Below are 23,691 nucleotides of genomic sequence, written 5' to 3' on the forward strand. Positions count from 1 at the left end.
CGCACGACTCTCAACTGGCTTGCCTGCGGGCCCGGTGGGGGCGGGCCGCGCAGTTCCCCGCGCCCCTGAAGGGGCTATGCGACCTTCTTGGCCTTTTCGATGGCCTCGGCGAGGTTGTTGAGCATGGGGGTGCACTTGGCGTAGGAGAGGATCGGCTCGGGGGTGCGGCCGATGACCTGGCCGGCCTTGACGGCGGGCAGCTTCTTCCAGGTCGCCTCGGTGATGTCGGCGGGCTGGATGGTCGCGGTGCGGTCGTCCATGATGATGATGTCGGCCGGGTACTTGTCGACGTTCTCCCAGCTGAGGTTCTCGAACCAGCCGCCGCTCGCCTTCAGGACCTTGGCGGGCGGCTCGACGAGGTTCACGCCGAGGGCCTTGAAGTACTCCAGGTCGATGGAGAGGTTCGAGCCGGACACGTAGAAGATGTCCTGGCTGGCGGAACCGGCGAGGACCTTGATCTCCGGGCGGGCCTTCGCGGCGGCGCGCAGACGCTCGGCCGCCGCCTCGAAGTTCTTCTTCGCCTCGACGGTCTTGGCGGCCTGCACGTCCGCGCCCAGCGACTCGGCGAGCGCGAGCATGCGCTCCAGCGGCTTGGGCAGCTGCCGGTCGTAGACGGAGATGCCGACGCTCGGGGCGAGCTTGGAGATCTTGTCCTTGGACTCCGCGGGGACGTACCAGAGGGTGCCGGCGTCGTCGAACATCGTGGAGATCAGCACGTCCGGGGCGAGCGTGGCGTACTTCTCCACGTTGAACTGGCCGTACACGTTGCCGAGGACCGTCACCTTGCTGACGTCCATGTCGCCGGCCTGGACGTCGGCCTTGCCGTCCTTCGTCTTCGTCGGGCCGAAGACGCCCTTGACCTCGATGCCGTAGTCGAAGAGGGCGGCGGCGACACCGGTGAACGCGACGATGTTCGCCGGGACCTTGTCGAGCTTCACGGTCTCGTCGCGGTCGTCCTTGAACGTCCAGGGGCCGGAAGCGGCGGCCTTCGACTTGTCCGCCGAGCCACCGCTTTTCGGGTCGTCGTCACCGCAGGCGGCCAGCACGGCACCGAGGCCGACGGCTCCGCCGGCGGCGAGAATGCCGCGTCGGGTGAGGTGGGTGGCGCGGGCGTTGGACATGTCGTGACTGCTTTCGAACAGGGCGGATGGCCCGCCGGACAGATGCGAAGGTAGGTTAGCCTAACCTCAGCTTGTGTCCAGGAGGCGGGCTTCACCTGCTGAAACGCCCGCGACGGCCGCTCGGGCCCGCTGTGAGCGGGCTGTGCGACTGCCCGCGCGAGTGCCGCCCGTGAGGCAAAGAAAGCCGGGTTTCCTCGCCTCACGGCTTGCCGCCGCCCTACGAGTGGCCGTGCGCAGGCCCGCGCCGGTGGCTCACTACGGCGCGAACAGTTCCTCCACGTCGACGGTGGTGACCGCCCGGTCGAACCAGACGCCCAGGGTCTCCAGATCGGTGCAGCCGGTGATGCGCTCCCGGGCGGCTTCGGGGACGTCGATGCCGCGGAGGGTGAGGAGACGGAGGATGTCCTCGGCCCGACTGCGCGTCTGGCCTTCGGCCAGGCCCTTGTTGATGGACTCCTCGATGATGGTTCCGCTGCCGGGGAAGCGACTGGTGTATGTGGCCATCAAGTTCCTCCAGTGCGCGCGTCCGGGGGCCACCCAGACCGATCTCAGTGAATTCCGCCCAGTCCTTCGCGATCTCGCCGCCGGTGTCGACGAGTGCCGTCGCCAGTGCGTCCAGTATCGCAGGGAGGGCCGGATCCTTGGCGTGGGTGAGTGCCGAGAAGACGGAGAGGCCCAGGTCCTGCGCCGCCTCGTCCGGATCGATGATCGGGGGAAGATTGTCGGGCCCCAGGACCAGGGGGAAGACGGCGATGCTGGTGTGGGTGGACGTGCCGATACGGATGGGCTCGGCCGCCCAGGATGCGGTGGACTTGTCCTGGCAGACGACGAGGAGGACCGGGGGTAGCTCGTACTTGGCGTAGAGGTGTGCCAGGTAGTACGTCCAGCTGTTGAGCTTGTCCGGGTCCCGTCGTCCCTGCATCTCGATGGCGAGCAGGTAGCTTCCGCTGTTCGCCGTGTCGACCCGTAACAGGGTGTCCACGCGTCGTTCGAGAGTGAAGGGCATGCGTTCAGTCGTACGAGTGATTTTGCCTCTGGCCTATGCCAAGGATGCGTATCAGGGCCGCGAGCTGGCGTGGGCCGGTGGTGAGGATGATTTCCGGGGCGTCGCTCTCCCGGAGGAGGATCGTTCCGGTGGTGGGGGTGGCGATGTAGACGCAGGCGGACCCCGACTGGCTCGACAAGCTGGACACGGCCGGGTTCTCCGTCCGCGTGGCCGACGGGAACGCGGAGGGCGCGCGGGGCGCGTGAAGGCCGGGTGCCGGCGGTCCGCGTGGGAGGTTCACGCGGACCGGGTGGGGCGGGTCAGCCCGGCAGGCCCAGTTCCCTTGCGATCAGCATGCGTTGGACCTCGCTCGTGCCCTCGCCGATTTCCAGGATCTTGGAGTCCCGCCACATGCGGGCCACCGGGTACTCGTTCATGAAGCCGTAGCCGCCGTGGATCTGGGTGGCGTCGCGGGCGTTGTCGACGGCGATCGTGGAGGAGTGGAGTTTGGCCAGGGCCGCCTCCTTCTTGAACGGTTCGCCCGCCACCAGGCGGGACGCCGCGTCGCGCCAGGCCAGGCGGGCCGTGTGGGCCCGCATCTCCATGTCGGCGATCTTGAACTGGATCGCCTGGTTCGCGCCGATCGGGCGGCCGAAAGCGTGGCGTTCCTTTGCGTACTTGAGTGATTCGTCCACGCAGCCCTGGGCCAGGCCCGTTGCCAGCGCCGCGATCGCGATGCGGCCCTCGTCCAGGATGCGGAGGAACTGCGCGTACCCGCGGCCCTCGGCGCCGAGCAGGTTCGCGGCCGGGACGCGGACGTCCGCGAAGGACAGTTCGCGGGTGTCCGAGGCGTTCCAGCCGACCTTGGAGTACGGGGCGGCGACCGTGAAACCCGGGGTGCCGGACGGGACGATGATCGAGGAGATCAGCGGCCCGCCGTCCGGCTTGCGGCCCGTCACCGCCGTGACCGTCACCAGGCCCGTGATGTCCGTGCCCGAGTTGGTGATGAAGCACTTGCTGCCGTTGATCACCCATTCGTTCGTCGCCTCGTCCAGGCGGGCCGTCGTCCGCGTCGCGCCCGCGTCCGAGCCGCCGTCCGGCTCGGTCAGGCCGAACGCGCCCAGCAGCTCGCCCGAACAGAGCCGGGGCAGCCACTCCGCCTTCTGCTCCGGGGTTCCGAAGAGGTGGATCGGCATCGCGCCGAGTGAGACGCCTGCTTCCAGGGTGATCGCCACCGAGGAGTCCACGCGGGCGAGTTCTTCCAGGACGATGCCCAGCGCCAGGTAGTCGCCGCCCATGCCCCCGTACTCCTCCGGGAACGGCAACCCGAACAGGCCCATGCGGCCCATCTCGCGGACGATCTCGTACGGGAACTCGTGCCGCTCGTAGAAGTCGCCGATCTTCGGCGCCACGACGTCGCGGGCGAACTCGGCGACCGTGCGCCGCAGTTCGTCGAGTTCGGGGGAGAGGCGGTGGTCCAGAGGCATGGTGGTCACTCCTTGTGGGAGAGGGCGCGGACGGTGCGGGACGGGCTGGGTCGGCCCAGTTGTCCGGCCATCCACACGCTTGTGGCGGTGAGGAGGCCGAGGTCGACCCCGGTGTCGATGCCGAGGCCCGTCAGCATCCATACGAGGTCTTCGGTGGCGAGGTTGCCGGTGGCGCTCTTCGCGTACGGGCAACCGCCGAGGCCGCCCGCCGACGCGTCCACGGTCGTCACGCCGTGCTGGAGCGCGGCCAGGGTGTTGGAGAGGGCCTGGCCGTACGTGTCGTGGAAGTGCACGCCGAGGGAGGGGGTGGGGATGTTCTCCTCGTTGAGCGCCGTCAGGAGCGCGGTCACGTGGCCCGGTGTCGCCACGCCGATCGTGTCGCCGAGGCTCAGCTCGTCGCAGCCCATGTCGCGCAGGGCCCGGCACACGCGGACGACCTGGGGGAGCGGGACCGGGCCCTCCCACGGGTCGCCGAAGCACATGGAGAGGTAGCCGCGTACGTGGGCGTCCTGCGCCTTGGCCCGTGCGACCACCGGCTCGAACATCGCCAGTGCCTCGTCCACGGTGCGGTTGAGGTTGGCCTTGGCGAAGGACTCCGTGGCGCTGGCGAACACGGCGATGCGCGTTGCGCCGAGGTCCAGGGCGCGGTCGAGGCCGCGTTCGTTCGGGACGAGGACGGGCAGGGCCGTGCCGCCTTGGGCGCCCAGTTCCCGTACGAGCGGGAACAGGTGCTCCGCGTCCGCCAGTTGCGGCACCCACTTGGGGTGGACGAAGCTCGTCGCCTCGATGGTGGTGAGGCCCGCGGCGGCGAGGCGGTGGATGAACTCCGCCTTCGTCTCCGTAGGGACGGTGGCCTTCTCGTTCTGCAGGCCGTCGCGGGCGCCCACCTCGTGGATACGGACCTTCCGCGGGAGGCCTTCGGCCGGTACGGCCATGGGCAGGCCGAGCTCGGGGGTCGTCATGCCTGCTCCTCCTGCGGTGCCGTCGGTTCCTGGGGCGCGATCACGGCCAGGACCTGGTCCATGGCCACTGTCGTGCCCGGGGTGACGTCCAGCTCGGTGACGGTGCCGGCGTGCGGGGCGGAGATGACGTGCTCCATCTTCATCGCCTCCACGACCAGCAGGCTTTGGCCTGCGGTCACTTCGTCCCCGACCGTCACCTTCACGACGGTGACCGTGCCGGGCATGGGGGCGGTGAGGGAGTCCGCGCCGGCGTGTGCCGCGCCGGTGAGGGAGGCGGTGACGGGGTCGTGGTCCTGCACGTTCCAGGCTTCGCCTTCGCGGGCCAGCCAGGTGCCGGAGTGGTGGAAGGTGTGGGTGATGCCGTCCAGGTGGAGGGTGAAGGTGGAGGCTGCTTCTTCCCCAGCCCCGCCCCTTCCCGAAACCGGGGGCAGGCCCCCGGACCCCCACACGATGACGGCCTCCTCGTTCAACCTGACCTCAGTGCCCCGCACCCGGACTGTCACGGCGTCGTGGCCGGGTACCCGCAGATGGTGCACCGTCCAAGCCGGCTCGCCGCCCATGCGCCACCCGCTCGGGACCGAGAACGGATCCGTCCACCCACCCAGCCCGTCCGGCGTTTGAGGACGAGGCCGTTCAGGCCGATCGGGGGTCTGGGGGCGGAGCCCCCAGGGGGTGAGAGCCGCTTGGCGCAGGACGCCCGCCGCCACGTACACCTCCCCGGGGACCGAATCCGACACCAGCCCCTCCACCTCCCGCTCCACCAGCCCGGTGTCCAGTTCCCCCGCCACCACCGCCGGATGTGCCAGCAGCTTCCGGAGGAACCCCGCGTTCGTCTGGACCCCCAGCGTCACCGTCCGGGCCAGGGCTCCGCGCAGGCGGCGCAGGGCCGTCGCGCGGTCGGGGCCGTACGCGATCACCTTCGACAGCATCGGGTCGTACAGCGAGCCGACCTCCGTGCCCTCGGTGAGGCCGGAGTCGGTGCGGATGCCGTCGCCCTGGGGCTCGTACAGGCTCAGGATCGTGCCGCCGGACGGCAGGAAGCCCCGTGCCGGGTCCTCGGCGCACACCCGGGCCTCGACAGCGTGCCCGGTGAACGTCACGTCCTCCTGGGCGAAGCCGAGCCGCTCGCCCGCCGCCACCCGTAGCTGCCACTCCACCAGGTCGATGCCCGTGATCAGTTCGGTCACCGGGTGCTCGACCTGGAGGCGGGTGTTCATCTCCATGAAGTAGTAGGAGGCCGGGTCGTCGCCGGGGACGATGAACTCGACCGTGCCCGCGCCCGAGTAGCCGCAGGAACGGGCCGCCTGGACCGCCGCCTCGCCCATCGCGGCCCGTGTCTTCTCGTCGAGGAACACGCTCGGCGCCTCTTCGATGATCTTCTGGTGCCGGCGCTGGAGGGAGCACTCGCGTTCGCCGAGGTGCACCACGTTCCCGTGGTCGTCCGCCAGGATCTGGATCTCGATGTGCCGGGGGCGGTCGACCCACCGCTCCACGAGGAGGGTGTCGTCGCCGAAGGAGGCGCGGGCCTCACGGCGGGCTGCGGCGATCTCCTCCGAGAGCACGGACGCGTCCCGCACCAGGCGCATGCCCTTGCCGCCGCCGCCCGCCGAGGGCTTCAGGAGCACCGGAGTGCCGATCTCGCGGGCGGAGGAGGCCAGTTCGGCGTCCGTCAGGCCGCTGCCCGATGAGCCCGGTACCACCGGGACCCCGGCCGCCTGCACCGTCTCCTTGGCGCGGATCTTGTCGCCCATCAGGGAGATCGCCGATGCCGGCGGGCCGATGAAGATCAGGCCCGCTTCCGTGCACGCCTGCGCGAACGCCGCGTTCTCGGCGAGGAAGCCGTAGCCCGGGTGCACCGCCTGTGCTCCCGTCCGCGCCGCCGCCTCCAGCAGGCGCTCCGCCGAGAGGTAGCTCTCGGCGGCCGGGGCCGGACCGATGCGTACCGCCGTGTCCGCCTCGCGCACGTGCCGGGCGTCGGCGTCCGCGTCGGAGTACACGGCCACCGAGCGCACGCCCAGCGACCGCAGTGTCCGGATGACCCGGACGGCGATCTCGCCCCGGTTGGCCACCAGTACCGTGTCGAACATCGTCGCGGGTCCCCTCATGTCCGTACCCATCCCTGCCGTCGTCCCCTTCACATCCGGAAGACGCCGAACTGGGGGTCGCCCAGCGGCGCGTTCGCACAGGCGGTCAGGGCCAGACCCAGGACCTGCCGGGTCTCCATCGGGTCGATCACGCCGTCGTCCCAGAGCCGGGCCGTGGCGTAGTAGGCGTTGCCCTGGGTCTCGTACTGGGTGCGGATCGGGGCCTTGAAGTCTTCCTCCGCGTCTGGTGGCCAGGACTCGCCGCGGCCCTCCAGCTGGTCGCGCTTGACCGTCGCCAGGACCGACGCGGCCTGCTCGCCGCCCATCACGGAGATCTTGGCGTTCGGCCACATCCACAGGAAGCGCGGGGAGTACGCCCGGCCGCACATCGAGTAGTTGCCGGCCCCGTACGAGCCGCCGACCACCACCGTCAGCTTCGGTACGCGGGTGCAGGCCACCGCGGTGACCATTTTCGCGCCGTGCTTGGCGATGCCCCCCGCCTCGTACTGGCGGCCCACCATGAAGCCCGAGATGTTCTGCAGAAAGACGAGAGGGATGCCTCGCTGGTCGCACAGTTCGATGAAGTGGGCGCCCTTCTGGGCCGATTCGGAGAACAGGATGCCGTTGTTGGCGACGATCCCGACCGGGTGGCCGTGGATGTGCGCGAAGCCGGTGACGAGGGTCTGGCCGAACTCGGACTTGAACTCCGCGAAGCGCGAGCCGTCCACCACGCGCGCGATGACCTCGCGTACGTCGTAGGGGGTGCGGGAGTCGACCGGTACCGCGCCGTACAGCCCGGCCGGGTCCACCTTCGGCTCCACGCCCTGCGTGACCGACCAGGGCAGGGGGGCGCGGTCGGGGAGCGTCGAGACGATCGTGCGGACGATCCGCAGGGCGTGGGCGTCGTCCTCGGCGAGGTGGTCCGTGACACCGGAGATCCGGGAGTGGACCTCGCCGCCGCCCAGCTCCTCCGCCGTCACCACCTCGCCGGTCGCGGCTTTCACGAGAGGGGGGCCGCCGAGGAAGATCGTGCCCTGGCCGCGCACGATGACCGCCTCGTCGCTCATCGCGGGGACGTACGCCCCACCGGCCGTGCACGAGCCGAGGACCGCCGCGATCTGGGGGATCCCGGCCCCGGACATCCGGGCCTGGTTGTAGAAGATCCGGCCGAAGTGGTCGCGGTCCGGGAAGACCTCGTCCTGCATCGGGAGGAACGCGCCGCCCGAGTCCACGAGGTACACGCAGGGGAGGCGGTTCTCCAGCGCCACCTCCTGGGCGCGCAGGTGCTTCTTCACCGTCATGGGGTAGTACGTGCCGCCCTTGACCGTGGCGTCGTTGGCGACCACCACGCACTCGCGGCCCGCGACCCGGCCGACGCCCGCGATGACACCCGCCGCCGGGGCCTGTCCCTCGTACAGCCCGTCGGCCGCCAGCGGGGCCAGCTCCAGGAACGGTGAGCCGGGGTCGAGCAGCGTGTCCACGCGGTCGCGCGGCAGCAGCTTGCCGCGGGCGGTGTGCCGGGCGCGGGCCCGCTCGCCGCCGCCGAGGCGGGCCGCGGCGAGCTTGCGCCGCAGTTCGCCGACGAGGGCGTGGTGTGCCGCCTCGTTGTTCCGCCAGGCCTCCGACGCGGGATCGGCCGCGCTGTGGAGCTCCGGTGCCTCGTGCATCCTGCGGTCCCCTCACCCGGTGTCACCGGTCAATGAACCAAGTCGCCGAACGTGATCACTGCAATGCGGTTAATGAGCGTTAACGCGTTTCGTTCAGGTTAACGAGCGCTAACCATCCTGTCTAGAATTGCTTCCATGGCCACCAGAACCGACGCCCCCACCCGCCGCGAGCAGATCCTCAAGGAAGCCGCCCGGCTCTTCGCCGAACGCGGCTTCCACGGGGTCGGCGTCGATGAGATAGGCGCCGCGGTCGGCATCAGCGGGCCCGGCCTGTACCGCCACTTCGCCGGCAAGGACGCGATGCTCGCCGAGCTGCTGGTGGGGATCAGCGAGCAGCTGCTGACCGGCGGCAAACTCCGTGTGGCGGAGTCCGGCGGGAGCCCGGAGGCGCTCCTCGACTCGCTCATCGAGGGGCACATCGACTTCGCGCTCGACGACCGCCCGCTGATCACCCTGCACGACCGCGAGCTGGACCGCCTGCGCGACACCGACCGCAAGCTCGTACGGCAGCTGCAGCGCCAGTACGTCGAGCTGTGGGTGACGGTCGTACGCGAGATCCATCCCGCGCTGGCCGAGCCGAGCGCCCGTTCGGCCGTGCACTCGGTCTTCGGCCTGCTGAACTCCACACCGCACCTGGGGCGCCCCGGCTCGCTGCCCGGACGGGCGGGCACGGCGGAACTGTTGCACCGTATGGCGAGGGGCGCGTTCGCGGCGGCCGGGGAGCCCGGGGCGCCGGAGGCGTCCTGAGCGGCCGGGCGTGACGAGCGTCTCGGGATGCCTGCGGGGTCCGGTCTGGACGATGGTCGTGACCGGCCGGTAACGTAGGCCTGAGCAAGCGCTTAGGTATGCGCTCGGACATGGAAACTTGAGCCAGGCGGAGGTGGCGGCGGTGCGCCGTACGGTGTTCAGCGAGGATCACGAGGCGTTCCGGGAGACCCTGCGCGCCTTCATCGAGGCCGAGGTCGTCCCCGTCTACGACGAGTGGTTCGCGGCGGGCCAGGCGCCCCGCGACTTCTACTACAAGCTCGCCGAGCTGGGCGTCTTCGGTATCCGGGTCGACGAGGAGTTCGGCGGCGCCGGCATCGACTCGTACAAGTTCGAGGCCGTGATGTACGAGGAGACCGCCCGCGCGGGCGTCTCCTTCGGCGGCTCCGGTGTACACGTGCTGCTCGGCCTGCCCTACATCAAGGCGCTCGCCACCGACGAGCAGAAGAAGCGCTTCCTGCCGAAGTTCGTCTCCGGTGAGGAGATGTGGGCCCTCGCGATGACCGAGCCGGGCACCGGCTCCGACCTCGCGGGCATGAAGACCACCGCGAAGCTCAGCGAGGACGGCACGCACTACGTCCTCAACGGCGCCAAGACCTTCATCACGGGCGGTGTGCACGCCGACCGCGTGATCGTCTGCGCCCGCACCTCCCCGTCCACGGCCGAGGACCGCCGCTTCGGCATCTCCCTCTTCGCCGTCGACACCAAGTCCGAGGGCTACTCGGTCGGCCGCAAGCTCGACAAGCTCGGGCTGAAGACCTCCGACACCGCCGAGCTGGCGTTCGTCGACGTCAAGGTGCCCGTCGAGGACCTGCTCGGCGAGGAGAACAAGGGCTTCTACTACCTCGGCGGCAACCTGCCCTCCGAGCGCTGGGGCATCGCGTTCGGCGCGTACGCCCAGGCCGCGGCGGCCGTCCGCTTCGCCAAGGAGTACGTGCTTGAGCGCACGGTCTTCGGCAAGCCGGTCTCGCACTTCCAGAACACCAAGTTCGAGCTGGCCGCCTGCCAGGCCGAGGTGGACGCCGCCCAGGCGGTCGCCGACCGCGCCCTGGAGGCCCTCGACCAGGGCGAACTGTCGGCCGCCGAGGCCGCGTCCGCGAAGCTGTTCTGCACCGAGGTCGCGCACCGCGTCATCGACCGCTGCCTCCAGCTGCACGGCGGCTACGGCTTCATGAACGAGTACCCGATCGCCCGCCTGTACGCGGACAACCGCGTCAACCGCATCTACGGCGGCACCAGCGAGATCATGAAGTCGATCATCGCCAAGAACATGGGCCTGTAGGGCCCGGGCCCGCGAACACACTCGCGAAACATCCGAGACATCCGAGACATCCGATGCACGGTACAACTGACCTATGAGTCAGGCACTTGAAGGTCTGCTCGATCTGCTCGACCTTGAGCGGATCGAGCAGGACATCTTCCGCGGTCAGTCGCGCTTCGCCGTCGTCCCGCGCGTCTTCGGCGGGCAGGTCGCGGCGCAGGCCCTGGTCGCCGCGGGGCGCACGGTCCCCGCGGACCGGCTCGCCCACTCCCTGCACGCCTACTTCCTGCGCGCGGGGGACCCGGGCGCGCCCATCGTCTACACCGTCGACCGCATCCGCGACGGGCGGTCCTTCACGACCCGCCGGGTGGTCGCCGTCCAGCACGGACAGCCGATCTTCCATCTCTCCGCGTCGTTCCAGACGTACGAGGAGGGCATGGACCACCAGGCCGACATGCCGCCCGCGCCCGACCCGGAGACCCTGGAGACCGCGGCCGAGATGCTGCCGCGGTACCTGGAGGTGTACGGGGACCAGGGCGTCGCCCAGCGGATGCTGGAGGCGCGGGCCGCCGTCGACCTCCGTTACGTGGACGCGCCGCCGTTCGCCAGCGTGGGCAAGCCGCGCGAACCGCGCTCGCAGGTCTGGTTCCGCACCAACGGCAAGCTCGACGGCGTCATCGACGAGCCGCTGCTGCACGTCTGCCTCGCCACGTACGTCTCCGACATGACGCTCCTCGACTCCGTGCTGCTCGCCCACGGGCGCGGCGGCTGGGTCACCGGGGACGTCGTCGGGGCCTCCCTGGACCACGCGATGTGGTTCCACCGCCCGTTCCGCGCCGACGAATGGCTCCTGTACGACCAGGAGTCGCCGTCCGCGTCCGGCGGGCGGGGCCTCGGGCAGGCCCGTATCTACACGCGGGACGGGCAACTGGCGATCACGGTGATCCAGGAGGGCGTGGTCCGCATCCCGCGGGACTAGCCACTCAGTCGTTGCCGGACAGGCCCGCCGCGTCCAGCAGGTACGCCGTCATCGGGTCGTAGTGGCGGGGGCTCGTGACATGGTCGTCCAGGGGGACGGTCACCTGGACCGTGCCCTCCGCCTCCGCGAGGAACAGGGCCGGGTCGTTGCAGTCCGCGTAGCCCACGGAGTCCACGCCCAGCTGGCCCGCGCAGCCCGCCCAGCCGTGGTCCGCGACGACCAGGTCGGGCAGGGGGCGGCCCTCGCCCTCCAGGGCCTTCAGGATCGCCCGCATCGGCTCGCCCGAGTGGGTGTGCCACAGGGTCGCGCCGTGCTCCAGTACGGCGACGTCGGCGAACTGGAAGACGTAACCCTCGTCCGTCGTCAGGCCGTCCGGGATGACGACGATCTCGCAGCCGGCCGCGCGCAGGGCGGCGGCGGTGGCGCGGTGCACGTCGAGCAGGCCGCCGGGGTGGCCGGTGGCGAACAGCACGCGCTGCCCGCCCGCCGCGGCCTTGCGCAGCCGGCCCGCCATGCGCTCCAGCGCGTCGACCGTCAGTTCCGGGTCGATGGTGTCCTGGCCGTACCGGTACTCCGGGTCGTCGTTCACGCCGCACCGCTCCGCCATCACCGCGAGGACGTCCTGCTCGTCGGTCCAGCGGTCGCCGAGCTCCAGGCCGAGCCAGTAGTTGCGGTCTCCGTTGGCGAGCTTGCGGTAGTGGGAGAGGTTGTTCTCGCGGGGGGTGGCCACGTTGCCCGCGATACGCGTCTGTACGAGGTGGTCGAGGAGGTCGGCGCGGCTGGGGGTCACGGGTATCGGCATACCCCCCATTCTGCCGGTGCGCTCCGCTGGGTGGTGCCGGGTATCGAACCGTGGGATTTGAGTCACTCGGGGGTTTGGGGGTGGGGTGGGTTGTTTGTCGGGTGCGGGTGGGCGGGGGCTGGCCGCGCAGTTCCCCGCGCCCCTGAGGGGGCGGGGCTTCGCCCCGGGCCCCGGGCGTTCTGTTGTCGGGTGCGGCCCGGTGGGGGCTTGTCGCGCAGTTCCCCGCGCCCCTCGGGACGGGCTGCGCCCTGTCCTCGGCCGTATGACGGCTGCGGGGCGGTGGGGGCTGGTCGCGCAGTTCCCCGCGCCCCTGAAAAAGCGGGGCTGCGCCCCGGCTTTTTTCCCGGTCCCGCCCGGCGTTGTCGTCTTTCAGCCCGTCCGGCGTTTGAGGGCCGGGGGTCCGGGGGCGAGGAAAGTGGTCAGGCGTCGCGCAGGGCGAACCACAGCTCCATGCGGACGTCCGGGTCGTCCAGGTCCGTGTTCAGGAGGGTCGCCGCGCGAGCGATCCGCTGGCGGACCGTGTTGCGGTGGACGGAGAGCGCCACCGCCGTACGGTCCCAGCTGCCGTGCAGGGACAGCCACGTGCGGAGCGTCTCCGTCAGGGCGGCGTTCCCGGCGATGGGCATCAGGACCGCGCGGGCGTGCGCCGCGGCCTCGGCCGGCGCGACGAGCCCGGCCAGCCCCGGCCGGTCACCGTGCCGCACCATCGGCTCCCGCGTGGCCCGCGCCCGCGAAAGCGCACGAGCGGCCTGCGTATCGGCCACCCCCCACTCGCGCGGCGGGACGGCCGCGCTCACCCCGCACGTCCAGCCGGGCTGGGCGACGAGTTCACTGTGCCCCGCGGGGACGAGGACCCGTACGACGTCACCGGCCACGTCGACCAGCGCGGACCCCAGCGCCGCCCCGAGCGCCGACGCGGTCACGGCGTCCGGTGCGGGACCGTCGGGCCGCGCGTGCACGACGATCCACCGTTCGCCGGGGTCCAGCAGCGGAGCGACCTCCTCCGGCGCGGCCCCCAGCAGCATGCGGACGAGTGCCGAGGAGCGGGCCGCGCCCGTGCCGCTCTGGTGCTCCCCGGTGAGGAGGGAGAGGAGCACCGCGCCGACGGATGCGATCGTGTGGTCGCCGGGGTCGCGGCGGGCGGCGGCGACACCCAGGACGAACCCCCGGCCGGTGCCGGTGCCGAGGGCGTACGCGGCGAGATGGACACCGGCCACCGTGTCACTCGCGGAGGACGGAGTCGGACCGGTACTGGTACTGGTGCCGGTGCCCGAGCCGCCGTCGCCGCCGGGCCGCACCACCCCCGCCAGCCCCGCCAGAGCAGTGCTCACCTCCGCTCCCGCCCCCGGCAGCCGCCCCGCCGAAGCCACCTCCGCGCCGTCCGGGGCGTACAGCGCGGCGCGGCCCCCGGTCCGCTGGGCGAGCTGCCGGAGCACCGACGGGACCGGGTCCGGGCGTGCCGCGGCGGCGGCGAGGCTCTGCTGGGCCTCCGTGACGCGGCGCAGTTCGGTGGTCCGGGCCTGGGCCATGAGCTGCCAGACGGCCCGCGCCACGCCGGAGAAGGTGGTGCGCGGCGGCACCTCGACCAGCGGCAGCCCGTACTGGTCGCAGGCCTCCACCAGGGCCCGTGGGACCGTGTCGTGCACCGGCGCCACCCCGAAGCCGAGCGCCGAACCCCCCGCCTCGACGATCCGCGACACGTACGCGTCGAAGTAGGTGCCCGGCCGCGTACCCGATCCCGCCGCCTCCGGAATGTGCACCCCGGCCGTCAGCAGCAGTTCGCCGCCGAGCAGGTACGGGTACGGGTCCGCCATCTCTGAGGTGTGCGCCCAGTGGATCACCGTGGCCGGATCGCTCGGGCCCGCGATCTGCCGGAGTCCGAGATCCTCCCGGGCCAGCAGGGCGGCCAGGGGGACGGGCGGGGTGGGCGGGACTGCGGGTACGGCGGTGTCCGGCATGGTGGACGTTTCCTCCATCGGATCCGGTGGCAGTGGATGAAACGTACACTTCAGCGTTGCTTTCCGGCCACCTAGTGTCGTGGCGACCGGAGACCGCGGGTGAGGGCAGCTGCTCCCCCCCGGCGCCCACGAACGATCAGCCAGCCAGGAGGGCCCCATGGCCGTCGACTACACCGTGATCGTCGTCTATCTCGCCGGGATGCTGGCCATGGGCTGGTGGGGCATGCGCCGCGCCAAGTCCAAGAGCGACTTCCTGGTCGCCGGCCGGCGGCTCGGCCCGACGATGTACTCGGGCACGATGGCCGCGATCGTCCTCGGCGGCGCGTCCACCATCGGCGGCGTCGGCCTCGGCTACCAGTACGGGCTCTCCGGCGCCTGGATGGTCTTCACCATCGGTCTCGGGCTCCTCGCCCTGTCCCTCTTCTTCTCGGCGCGCATCGCCCGGCTGAAGGTCTACACGGTCTCCGAGATGCTCGACCTGCGCTACGGCGGCCGGGCCGGCGTGATCTCGGGCCTGGTCATGTGGGCGTACACCCTCATGCTCGCGGTGACGTCGACCATCGCGTACGCCACCATCTTCGACGTCCTCTTCGACATGAACCGGACGGTCGCGATCATCCTCGGCGGTTCGATCGTCGTCGCGTACTCGACGCTCGGCGGCATGTGGTCGATCACCCTCACCGACATGGTGCAGTTCGTCGTGAAGACCATCGGTGTGCTGCTCCTGCTCCTGCCCATCGCCGTGGTCAAGGCGGGCGGGTTCAGCGAGATGAAGGCGCAGCTGCCCACCGAGTACTTCGACCCGCTCGGCATCGGCGGCGAGACGATCTTCACGTACGTGCTCATCTACACGTTCGGCATGCTCATCGGGCAGGACATCTGGCAGCGCGTCTTCACCGCGGGCAGCGACAGGACCGCCAAGTGGGGCGGCACCGTCGCGGGCACCTACTGCCTGGTGTACGCCCTCGCGGGCGCCGTCATCGGCACGGCCGCCAAGGTCCTCTACCCGAAGCTGGCCAGCCCGGACGACGCCTTCGCCACCATCGTCAAGGACGAACTGCCCGTCGGGGTACGGGGACTCGTGCTCGCCGCCGCCCTCGCGGCCGTGATGTCCACGTCCTCCGGAGCCCTCATCGCCTGCGCGACCGTCGCCAACAACGACATCTGGTCGCGGCTGCGCGGCGCCGTCCGGCCGGGGGGTGACGGGGGCGAGGAACACGACGAGGTCAAGGGCAACCGCATCTTCATCCTCGTCATGGGCATCGCCGTGATCTGTACGGCCATCGCGCTCAACAACGTCGTCGAGGCCCTGACCGTCGCCTACAACCTCCTCGTCGGCGGCCTCCTCGTGCCCATCCTCGGCGGCCTGCTCTGGAAGCGCGGCACCGCCCAGGGCGCCCTCGCCGCCGTCGCGGTCGGCGGCCTCGCGGTCGTCGGGCTGATGGCCACCTACGGAATCCTCGCGAACGAGCCGATCTACTACGGACTCCTCGCCTCCCTCGCCGTGTACGTGATCGTCTCCCTCGCCACGCCCGCCACCGACGCGGCCGTGCTCGCCGCCTGGCGCGAACGCCTCGCGGGCCGCGGCTCCGAGCCCGCCGCCGAACCCAAGGAAGAGAGTGTCACCCGATGAACAGCAACGAGACACCCCGCGGGCCCGTCGACTCGTCCCGTATACCGCGGTACGCGGGACCGGCGACCTTCGCCCGGCTGCCCCGCCTCGACGAGGTCGGCACCACCGATGTCGCCGTGGTCGGCGTGCCGTTCGACGCGGGCGTCTCCTACCGGCCGGGCGCCCGCTTCGGCGGGAACGCGATCCGTGAGGCGAGCCGGCTGCTTCGGCCCTACAACCCGGCGCAGGACGCCTCGCCGTTCGCCCTCGCGCAGGTCGCGGACGCCGGTGACATCGCCGCGAACCCCTTCGACATCAACGAGGCCGTGGAGACCATCGAGGGCGCCGCCGACGAACTCCTCGGCACCGGCGCCCGGCTGATGACCCTCGGCGGCGACCACACCATCGCGCTGCCGCTGCTGCGCGCGGTCGCCCGCAAGCACGGCCCGGTCGCGCTGCTGCACTTCGACGCGCACCTCGACACCTGGGACACCTACTTCGGCGCCGAGTACACGCACGGCACCCCGTTCCGGCGGGCCGTCGAGGAGGGCATCCTCGACACCGAGGCGCTCTCCCACGTCGGTACGCGCGGGCCGCTGTACGGCCGGCAGGACCTGACCGACGACGAGAAGATGGGCTTCGGCATCGTCACCTCCGCCGACATCTACCGGCGCGGCGCCGACGAGGTCGCCGACCAGCTGCGCCAGCGCATCGGCGACCGCCCGCTCTACATCTCCATCGACATCGACTGCCTCGACCCGGCCCACGCGCCCGGCACCGGCACGCCCGAGGCCGGCGGCATGACCTCCCGCGAACTCCTGGAGATCCTGCGCGGCCTCGCCTCCTGCCGGCTGGTCTCCGCGGACGTCGTCGAGGTCGCCCCCGCGTACGATCACGCCGAGATCACCTCGGTCGCCGCGTCCCACACGGCGTACGAACTCACCACCATCATGTCCCGCCAGATTGCAGAGGCCCGAGCGCAGTGACCCACGACCACGACCTGGTGCTCCGCCCGACCCCGGAGCAGACGGAGGCCGCGCTCAGTCCGCCGCCCGGCCGCAACGGCGGTGACCTGGTCGTGGAGACCCTCACCGGTCTCGGCGCGACCACCGTCTTCGGGCTCCCCGGCCAGCACGCGCTCGGCATGTTCGACGCGCTGCGCCGCTCCGACCTCGCGTACATCGGGCTGCGGGTCGAGAACAACGCCGGATTCGCGGCGGACGCGTACGGCCGCATCACCGGCGAGGCCGCCCCGCTGCTCCTGTCGACCGGACCCGGTGCCCTGACGTCGCTGGCCGCGCTCCAGGAGGCCGCGGCGGCATCGGCCCCCGTCCTCGCCATCAGCAGCCAGATCCCCGGCGCGGGACTCGGCGGCGGCCGGCACGGCTACCTCCACGAACTCCCCGACCAGCAGGCCTCGTTCCGGGGCGTCGTGAAGTCCGTCCACACGGTCCGTACGCAGTCGCAGATCCCGTCCGCCATCGCCGAGGCCTGGGAATCGGCGCTCACCGCCCCGCACGGGCCCGTATGGGTGGAGATCCCGCAGGACGTGCTGCTCGCCGAGACGGCCCTGCCCGTCGTGACCGCCGTCGACGCGGCACCCCACGACCTGCCACCGCGCCCCGAACTGACCGCCGTGGCCGCCGACCTGCTCGCGAACGCGGCCCGCCCGGTGATCATCGCGGGCGGCGGAGTCGTACGCTCCGACGCGTCGGGCAAGCTGAAGCAGCTCGCCGAGCGGCTGAACGCGCCCGTCGTCACCACCTTCGGCGGCAAGGGCGCCTTCCCCTGGAACCATCCGCTCTCGCTCCAGTCCTGGCTGGAGGACCGGCACACCACGGACTTCCTGGAGGACGCCGACGTCCTGCTCGTGGTCGGCTCGGGGCTGGGGGAACTGTCCTCCAACTACTACACGTTCAAGCCCCGCGGACGGGTGATCCAGATCGAGGCCGACCTCGGGAAACTGGAGTCCAACCACCCGGCCCTCGGCATCCACGCGGACGCCCGCCTCGCCCTGTCGGCGCTGCTCGAAACCATCACGGAGCCGCGACAGGACGCGACGGCCGCGGACCGCGTACGGACCGTGCTCGACCTCGTCCGCGAGCGGATCGACGCGCAGGAACTCACCCTGGAACAGCGGGTGCTGGCCGCCGTGCGGGAAGCCCTCCCCGACCGGTCGGCCAGCTTCTGGGACATGACGATCCTCGCCTACTGGGCCTGGTCCGCCTTCGACGCCCGGCGCCCCAACACGATGCACTCCGCCCAGGGCGCGGGCGGCCTCGGCTACGCCTTCCCCGCGGCGATCGGCGGTGCGGTCGCCGACCCCACCCACCCCGTCCTCGCGGTCTCCGGCGACGGCGGCGCGCTCTACTCCATCGCCGAACTGGCCACCGCCAGGCAGCACGACCTCGACGTGACCTGGCTGATCGTCGACGACGGCGGGTACGGCATCCTGCGCGAGTACATGACGGACGCCTTCGGGCAGTCCACGGCCACGGAACTGACCCGGCCGGACTATGTGGCGCTCGCGGAGTCCTTCGGCGTCCCCGGCGTACGGACCACCCCGGACACCCTCGCCGCCGACCTCGCCAAGGCCCTCGCCACGCCCGGCCCCTCGGTGGTCGTGCTGCCGGCGCTGCTGCGGATGTTCGCACCGACGCACCTGGGCTGAAGCACCTGGGCTGAGCAATCCCCTTTTTCCGGGGCGGACATGACGGTGGGGCGGCACCTGGCCGCCCCACCCTCATGTCCGTGGACCCATTGCTCAGCGCAGGTACGCGCCGAAGTGGGCGGCCGTGGCGGGGGCGCCGAGCTTGCCGGGGCCGAACGCGAACGACGAGGTGGCGGTGAGGCCGCTCGCCGTGCCGTTCAGGATCCAGACCGCGCCGTTCTGCTCGTTCTCGGCGGTGGAACCGGCCGCGAGGTCGCGGTGGCCGTCACCGTTGAGGTCCAGCAGGGCCGTGCTCACACCGAACTCGTCGCTGTTCTCGGCGACTCCGGGAATTCCGGCGGTGTTCTGGTGGAAGACCTGCGTCCCGGCACCCGTGGCACCGGCGGCGCTGCCGGGGACCAGGGCGACCGAACCGGTGTCGTAGATGTCGCCGACGTCCTCGCCCGGGATGCCGAGCGCGATGTCGGCGTAGCCGTCACCGTTGACGTCCCCGACCGAGACCGACCCGCCGATCTCGTCCTCTTCCTCCTCGGCGCCGGGGAACCCGGGCGAGTCCTGGTTGAAGGTCTGGACGCGGTCCTCGGACAGGCCGGTGGCCGAACCGAGGGCGACCTTGACCTTGCCGCTGCCCCAGTCGTTGCCGACCACGACGTCGTCGAAGCCGTCCTTGTTGACGTCCCCGACGCCGGTGCCGGTCCTGTTGCCGGCGGCCTCACCGGGGACCCAGCCGCTCTTGAAGCCGGTGCTGCCGCCGCCGAGGAGCAGGCGGTTGCCGTAGACACCGTCGCCCTTGTACTCCCAGACGACGATGTCGTCCTTGCCGTCACCGTTGACGTCACCGGTCTCGGCGGAGGTGTAGGGACCGCTGATGGAGTCGGCGTCCTCCTCGCAGCCGCCGTTGGTGGCGCACGAGGCGTCGTTCGCGTCGTAGCCCCACCACAGGGACTTGTCCAGGACGGGCAGGACGGCGGCGGGCGTGCCGGTCCGCGAGATCGGGCCCTTCCACACGGCGGCGGCGCTGCTGGGGGCCTCGTCGCCGAAGGAGGTGACCTGCTCGAACAGCGCGAGGTCCGTCTTGCCGTCGCCGTCGAAGTCACCGGTGGTGGGAGTCTGGCCGTATCCGGGTATCGCCGTGCCGCCGGTGAGTCCGGAGGTGGAGCCCCACAGGATGACGGAGCCGGCCTTGCCGCCCGAGATGACCAGGTCGGTGAAGCCGTCGCCGTCCAGGTCGCCCTTGGAGAAGTTGGCCCCGAAGTACTGGCTCGCGGTGGCGGAGCCGGGAACGCCGCTGGTGGAGCGGCTGATGAGCTTCTTGTTGGAGGTGGAGACGCCGCTGGCGGAGCCGTACGTGACGGCCACGTAGCCCGCCTTGGCCTTGCTGGAGATCGTGGCGTTCGGGGCTCCCACGACCAGGTCGGCGTAGCCGTCGCCGTTGAAGTCGTCCTGCGCGTCCGCCGCCGCGGGGGCCGCCTTGGGGGCCGCCTGGGCGGAGGCCCCGGTCAGGGCCATCGCGCCGAATCCGCCGGCGAGCAGCACGGCCGCTGCCAGGGGAGCGCTGAGCGCGGTACGAGTTCGACGGTGTGCTCGGGACATGCGTGAGCCTTTCGAGTCGGTCGACGTCCATCTGTCGACGTTCGTCGGTCGTCGGATTCCGCTTCTGCGTGCGGAATGCCGCGTTCACTGAGTTCGACTCGATCGGGGCGCCACCGGTTGTGCGCTTCAATGTCATGGATTCGTAACCGCAGAGACAGATGTGGCGCTGAACTCCCGCTTGGTGACCGGGGGTTCAGCGCCACTCACTTTCGGTTCAGTGCGGCCCGTTTCGGGCTACCAGATCGACTCGACCCACTCCGGGTGGTCGATGAACGGGTTCCGGTTGTGCTGGTAGTTGCTGTAGATCAGCTCGTTGCGGCGCTCTTCGGAGGTGCTGGGCGGGTCCTCGTCGTTCCACTGCTTCAGCACCGAGAGGCGGCCGTGGTACGGGACGCTGCCGTTGGTGACGGCGTCGTTGGGCTCCAGGTCGGCCCAGGAGTCGTCGCCCTCGTACCGGACGGCCATGTAGAGGATCATCCGGGCCACATCGCCCTTGACGGCGTCGCGCGGCTCGAAGGAGTTCGAGTCGGTGAGGCTGCCGCCGCTGTTGGTGAAGCTGCTGCCGCCGTTGTCGAAGTCCTTGTTGCCGCGGATGCTGTTGACCTGGACGTCCTCGGGCCGCAGGTGGTGCAGGTCGGTGCCGGGGCCCGCGGAGGTGCCGAAGTCGCCGTGGGACTGGGCCCAGGTGTGCTCGCGGTTCCAGTTGCCCGTGTTGCCGCCGTTGAGTGTCTTGCTGCGGGAGATGCCGGAGTAGAGCAGGACCACGTTGCTGCTGTTGTTCGGGTCCTGGTCGGTGACCTTGAGCGCCTCCCAGACCGCGGAGTACGAGATCTTCGTCTGGCTGCTGATGATCGTGTGGAGCGAGCCCTTGAGGGCCGTGCCGGTCTTGCCGATCGCGTTCGCGTAGTACGTGTCGTCGTACGCGGTGGTGGTGGCCGCGGCGGGGGTCGCGGCGACCGTCGGGAGGGTGAGGCCGACGAGGACGGCGGAGACGCCTGCTGCCAGCGCCTTCCACTTGCCAATCTGCACAGCGGACATATGGGGTGCCCTTTCCCGAGAACGGCACGCGCCGGTACGCGGGGCCCGGAGTGATGAGGGGCAACGGACCCGCGTTCTACGCGTGTTGACAGTTCGGTCAATCGGGAGAGTGGCATGGACATGAGGTCGGGCTGGTAACGGGGGAGAGTCGGTTGTGTGACGTTCTCGCATACGACGCAACCCCTGGCCGTTTCCGGTCCAGGGGCTGCGAAGTGTCAGGGTTTTCCCCAACTGGCTTAGGGGAGGCCCTAGTTGACGTCCGAAACGTCGAGGCGGTAGAGGGACTGGGTGTTCTGGGAGCCGGCGGATTCGGAGGAGTCGGTCGATGACGAACCGGTCGATGCCGAGTCGGACGCGTCGGCTGATGAGTCGGTGCTGTACTCGCTCGCCTTCACCGCGGTCGCGTGCTTCTGCACCCAGGCGGTCACCTCGGCGCTGACGCTGTCGGAGTCGCCTCCGCCCATGCCGCCGCCTCCGCCCATGCCACCGCCGCCGAGCACGATGTAGTGCAGCTCGCCCTTCTTCACGAGTTCCTTCAGCTTGGCGAGGGTCATGGCCTTGTCGCTGCCGGACCAGCCCCACATGGAGATGACGGGCTGCTTCGTGCTGACGATCATCTGCGCGGCGCTCTGCGAACTGGACACGGCGACCAGCCACTTGGCGCCGTCGCGGTGCTTCTCCAGGTAGGAGGTCATGGCGCTGTCGGCGCCGCCCATTCCGCCGCCGCCCATGCCGCCACCGCCGCCGCCCGCGCCACCGGGCTGGGCGGTGCCGCCGCTGCCCTGCTCGCCGGTTTCGGCGGTGCCGCCGGTGCTGTTCGGCGGGGTGCCGCCCTGCTGCTGGCCGTCACCCTGCTGACCGCTCGGGGCGCCACTGGGGGCTCCGTTGGGAGGCGTACCCATCTGGCCGCCGCCGGGGGCCTCACCACCGGCTTGCTGACCACCTTGCTGCTGGCCGTTCTGCTGGCCGCCGGGGGCCTGACCGCCGCCGGGGAAGCCGCCCTGGCCGCCACGGCCACCGCCCCCACCACCGCCGGGTCCGCCGCCCATGCCGCCACCGGTGGTGGGGCCGGCGGTCGGGTTCGTACCGTTCATGCCGCCGCCGGAACTCGCGGTCACCGAGGCCGCGTAGGCCGTGGGCCCGGCGAGGGAGGCGACGACGGCCGCGGCCACGGCGCCGGTGAGGAAGCGCGTGCGGTTCCCCGAGCGGAAGAGGAACAGGCCCGCGATCGCCAGGACCATCACCACCGCGACGGCCGGCCACAGCCAGGTGTTCCAGCCGGAGGCGCGCCGCAGCAGGACGACGGCCCAGACGCCGGTGGCGGCGAACGCCACGGGCAGCACCCAGGACCAGACCCCGGACCAGCGCTTGGCGTCACCCGTGCGGAAGGCGCGCAGCAGCATCGCCCCGCCGCCTCCGCACAGCGCCGCGATGCCGGGCGCGAGGGCCGTCGTGTAGTACGGGTGCATGGTGCCTTCGGCGAGGCTGAACGTGAAGTAGTGCAGCACGGTCCAGCCGCCCCACAGGATCAGCGCGGCGCGCGTGAGATCCGTACGGGGGGCGCGGCCGCGCAGGACGAGGCCGCCGACGAGGGCGATCGCGGAGAAGGGGAGGAGCCAGGAGATCTGGCCGCCCAGCACGTCGTTGAACATGCGGCCGATCCCGGCGGTGCCGGAGAAGCCGCCCCCGCCGCCCCCTCCGCCCCCGCCGCCGTTGCCCTCGCCGCCGAGGACGCGGCCGAGGCCGTTGTAGCCCATGATCAGGTCCCAGGCGGTGCCGTCCGTGGAGCCGCCGATGTACGGCCGCTCGGAGGCGGGCACGAACGACACGGCGGCGGCCCACCAGAAGCTGGACACGGCCAGGGCGACAGCGGAGACGGCGAGGTTGCGTACGCGACGGAGGAGGCCGCCCCGGGCCGCGTACAGATACACGGCGAAGACGGCAGGGAGGGCGATGTACCCCTGGAGCATCTTGGTGTTGAAGGCGAACCCGAAGCACACGGCCGCGCCGACGAGCGGCAGCAGCTTGCCGTTGCGAACGGCGCGCAGGGCGAGGGCGGCACCTCCGACCATGAGCAGGACCAGCAACGTGTCGGGGTTGTTGTCGCGGTTGATGGCGACGGTGATCGGGGTGAGTGCGAGGACGAGCGCGGCGACGGCGGCCGGGGCGTGGCCCCAGACCCGCTTGACGGACGCGTGCAGGATCCAGATCGTGCCGAGGGCGGCGGCGACCAGCGGCAGCATCATCTGCCAGGTGCCGTACCCGAAGACGCGGCACGACAGGCCCATCACCATCAGGACGAAGGGCGGCTTGTCCACGGTCATGAAGTTCCCGGCGTCCAGCGAGCCGAAGAACCACGCCTTCCAGCTCTGCGTGCCGCTGAACACGGCGGCGCTGTAGAAGCTGTTCAGGCTGGAGGAGGAGAGGTTCCAGGAGTACAGCACGCCGGCCAGGACGAGGATCGCGGCCAGCACGGGCAGCGACCAGCGGGGCGCCTTGTCGGGCCGCGCGACCGGCTCGTCGGGAGGCGTCGAGGCGACGGCCTCGGGGGCGTGGGGGTACGGATCGGTGGCAGATGTCACGAGGTCATCGTGCGGGGCCGGTTTTGGCGGGACCTGTGCTGAACCTGGGCCTCACCTGTGAGCGGGGATCACTCGTTTGGCCGCCCGCCGCCTCCGGCGGACGATATGTTTCCCAAGGCCACAG

18 protein-coding genes are annotated in these 23,691 nt (G+C 71.0%); 6 read left to right on the forward strand and 12 right to left on the reverse strand.

What is annotated here, in order from left to right:
• Window positions 1-74 precede the first annotated feature (74 nt).
• From C6Y14_RS09420 to C6Y14_RS09455, 7 genes are all read right to left on the reverse strand, one after another.
• Complete coding sequence (locus C6Y14_RS09420; RefSeq protein WP_107016085.1) at window positions 75-1,121, reverse strand: ABC transporter substrate-binding protein; 1,047 nt, start codon at window positions 1,119-1,121, stop codon at window positions 75-77.
• Window positions 1,122-1,376: 255 nt separating this feature from the next.
• Entirely contained in the window at window positions 1,377-1,625 is a 249-nt protein-coding gene (locus C6Y14_RS09425) for a hypothetical protein (protein WP_107016086.1), read from the reverse strand.
• Between the two features lie 506 nt (window positions 1,626-2,131).
• Window positions 2,132-2,314, reverse strand: coding sequence for a DUF397 domain-containing protein (locus C6Y14_RS09435; protein WP_107016088.1), 183 nt, complete (start codon window positions 2,312-2,314; stop codon window positions 2,132-2,134).
• A gap of 112 nt (window positions 2,315-2,426) precedes the next feature.
• Entirely contained in the window at window positions 2,427-3,587 is a 1,161-nt protein-coding gene (locus C6Y14_RS09440; protein ID WP_107016427.1) for an acyl-CoA dehydrogenase family protein, read from the reverse strand.
• Between the two features lie 11 nt (window positions 3,588-3,598).
• Window positions 3,599-4,555, reverse strand: a complete 957-nt coding sequence (locus tag C6Y14_RS09445) for a hydroxymethylglutaryl-CoA lyase (RefSeq protein ID WP_107016089.1) — start codon at window positions 4,553-4,555, stop codon at window positions 3,599-3,601.
• A complete protein-coding gene (locus C6Y14_RS09450) occupies window positions 4,552-6,642 on the reverse strand; it encodes an acetyl/propionyl/methylcrotonyl-CoA carboxylase subunit alpha (RefSeq protein ID WP_107016090.1) in 2,091 nt (696 codons plus the stop codon). The genes C6Y14_RS09445 and C6Y14_RS09450 overlap by 4 nt, the downstream gene beginning before the upstream one ends.
• A 47-nt stretch (window positions 6,643-6,689) precedes the next feature.
• A complete protein-coding gene (locus C6Y14_RS09455; protein ID WP_107016091.1) occupies window positions 6,690-8,306 on the reverse strand; it encodes a carboxyl transferase domain-containing protein in 1,617 nt (538 codons plus the stop codon).
• A gap of 135 nt (window positions 8,307-8,441) precedes the next feature.
• On the opposite strand from C6Y14_RS09455, the gene C6Y14_RS09460 reads away from it, so the two are divergent.
• The 3 genes from C6Y14_RS09460 (at window position 8,442) to C6Y14_RS09470 (ending at window position 11,311) form a co-directional block, all read left to right on the forward strand.
• Window positions 8,442-9,053 carry an SACE_7040 family transcriptional regulator gene (locus tag C6Y14_RS09460; protein ID WP_107016092.1) on the forward strand — a complete coding sequence of 204 codons (612 nt, stop codon included), beginning with the start codon at window positions 8,442-8,444 and terminating at the stop codon, window positions 9,051-9,053.
• Between the two features lie 142 nt (window positions 9,054-9,195).
• Window positions 9,196-10,353, forward strand: a complete 1,158-nt coding sequence (locus C6Y14_RS09465) for an acyl-CoA dehydrogenase family protein (protein ID WP_107016428.1) — start codon at window positions 9,196-9,198, stop codon at window positions 10,351-10,353.
• A gap of 73 nt (window positions 10,354-10,426) precedes the next feature.
• Complete coding sequence (locus tag C6Y14_RS09470) at window positions 10,427-11,311, forward strand: acyl-CoA thioesterase (protein WP_107016093.1); 885 nt, start codon at window positions 10,427-10,429, stop codon at window positions 11,309-11,311.
• 4 nt (window positions 11,312-11,315) lie between these two features.
• Here C6Y14_RS09470 and C6Y14_RS09475 read toward each other — a convergent pair whose 3' ends face one another.
• Both C6Y14_RS09475 and C6Y14_RS09480 read right to left on the reverse strand, forming a co-directional pair.
• Window positions 11,316-12,113, reverse strand: a complete 798-nt coding sequence (locus C6Y14_RS09475) for a phosphatase (RefSeq protein ID WP_107016094.1) — start codon at window positions 12,111-12,113, stop codon at window positions 11,316-11,318.
• Window positions 12,114-12,532: 419 nt separating this feature from the next.
• The gene (locus C6Y14_RS09480) at window positions 12,533-14,071 is read right to left on the reverse strand and encodes a PucR family transcriptional regulator (protein ID WP_199854684.1); all 1,539 of its coding nucleotides are present in this window, start codon (window positions 14,069-14,071) and stop codon (window positions 12,533-12,535) included.
• A 157-nt stretch (window positions 14,072-14,228) separates the two neighbouring features.
• Between C6Y14_RS09480 and C6Y14_RS09485 the strand changes: the two genes are divergently transcribed.
• From C6Y14_RS09485 to C6Y14_RS09495, 3 genes are read left to right on the forward strand one after another with little or no spacing between them, the layout of a single operon-like run.
• Entirely contained in the window at window positions 14,229-15,704 is a 1,476-nt protein-coding gene (locus tag C6Y14_RS09485; protein WP_107016096.1) for a sodium:solute symporter, read from the forward strand.
• A complete protein-coding gene (speB, locus tag C6Y14_RS09490; protein ID WP_107016097.1) occupies window positions 15,701-16,669 on the forward strand; it encodes an agmatinase in 969 nt (322 codons plus the stop codon). Before C6Y14_RS09485 ends, speB begins: the two co-directional genes overlap by 4 nt.
• Window positions 16,666-18,354, forward strand: a complete 1,689-nt coding sequence (locus C6Y14_RS09495) for a thiamine pyrophosphate-binding protein (RefSeq protein ID WP_107016098.1) — start codon at window positions 16,666-16,668, stop codon at window positions 18,352-18,354. The genes speB and C6Y14_RS09495 overlap by 4 nt, the downstream gene beginning before the upstream one ends.
• Before the next feature lie 93 nt (window positions 18,355-18,447).
• On the opposite strand, the gene C6Y14_RS09500 is transcribed toward C6Y14_RS09495, so the two are convergent.
• The 3 genes from C6Y14_RS09500 to C6Y14_RS09510 form a co-directional block, all read right to left on the reverse strand.
• On the reverse strand, window positions 18,448-19,947 hold the full coding sequence (locus C6Y14_RS09500; RefSeq protein ID WP_107016099.1) for an FG-GAP and VCBS repeat-containing protein: 1,500 nt from the start codon (window positions 19,945-19,947) through the stop codon (window positions 18,448-18,450).
• Window positions 19,948-20,181: 234 nt separating this feature from the next.
• Window positions 20,182-20,985, reverse strand: a complete 804-nt coding sequence (locus C6Y14_RS09505) for an endonuclease I family protein (RefSeq protein WP_107016100.1) — start codon at window positions 20,983-20,985, stop codon at window positions 20,182-20,184.
• A 248-nt stretch (window positions 20,986-21,233) separates the two neighbouring features.
• Window positions 21,234-23,567 (reverse strand): ArnT family glycosyltransferase, encoded by a 2,334-nt coding sequence (locus C6Y14_RS09510; protein ID WP_107016101.1) that lies wholly within the window; start codon window positions 23,565-23,567, stop codon window positions 21,234-21,236.
• Between the last annotated feature and the right edge of the window lie 124 nt (window positions 23,568-23,691).

This window comes from Streptomyces dioscori, assembly GCF_003024195.1.
Classification (GTDB): Bacteria; Actinomycetota; Actinomycetes; order Streptomycetales; family Streptomycetaceae; genus Streptomyces; species Streptomyces dioscori.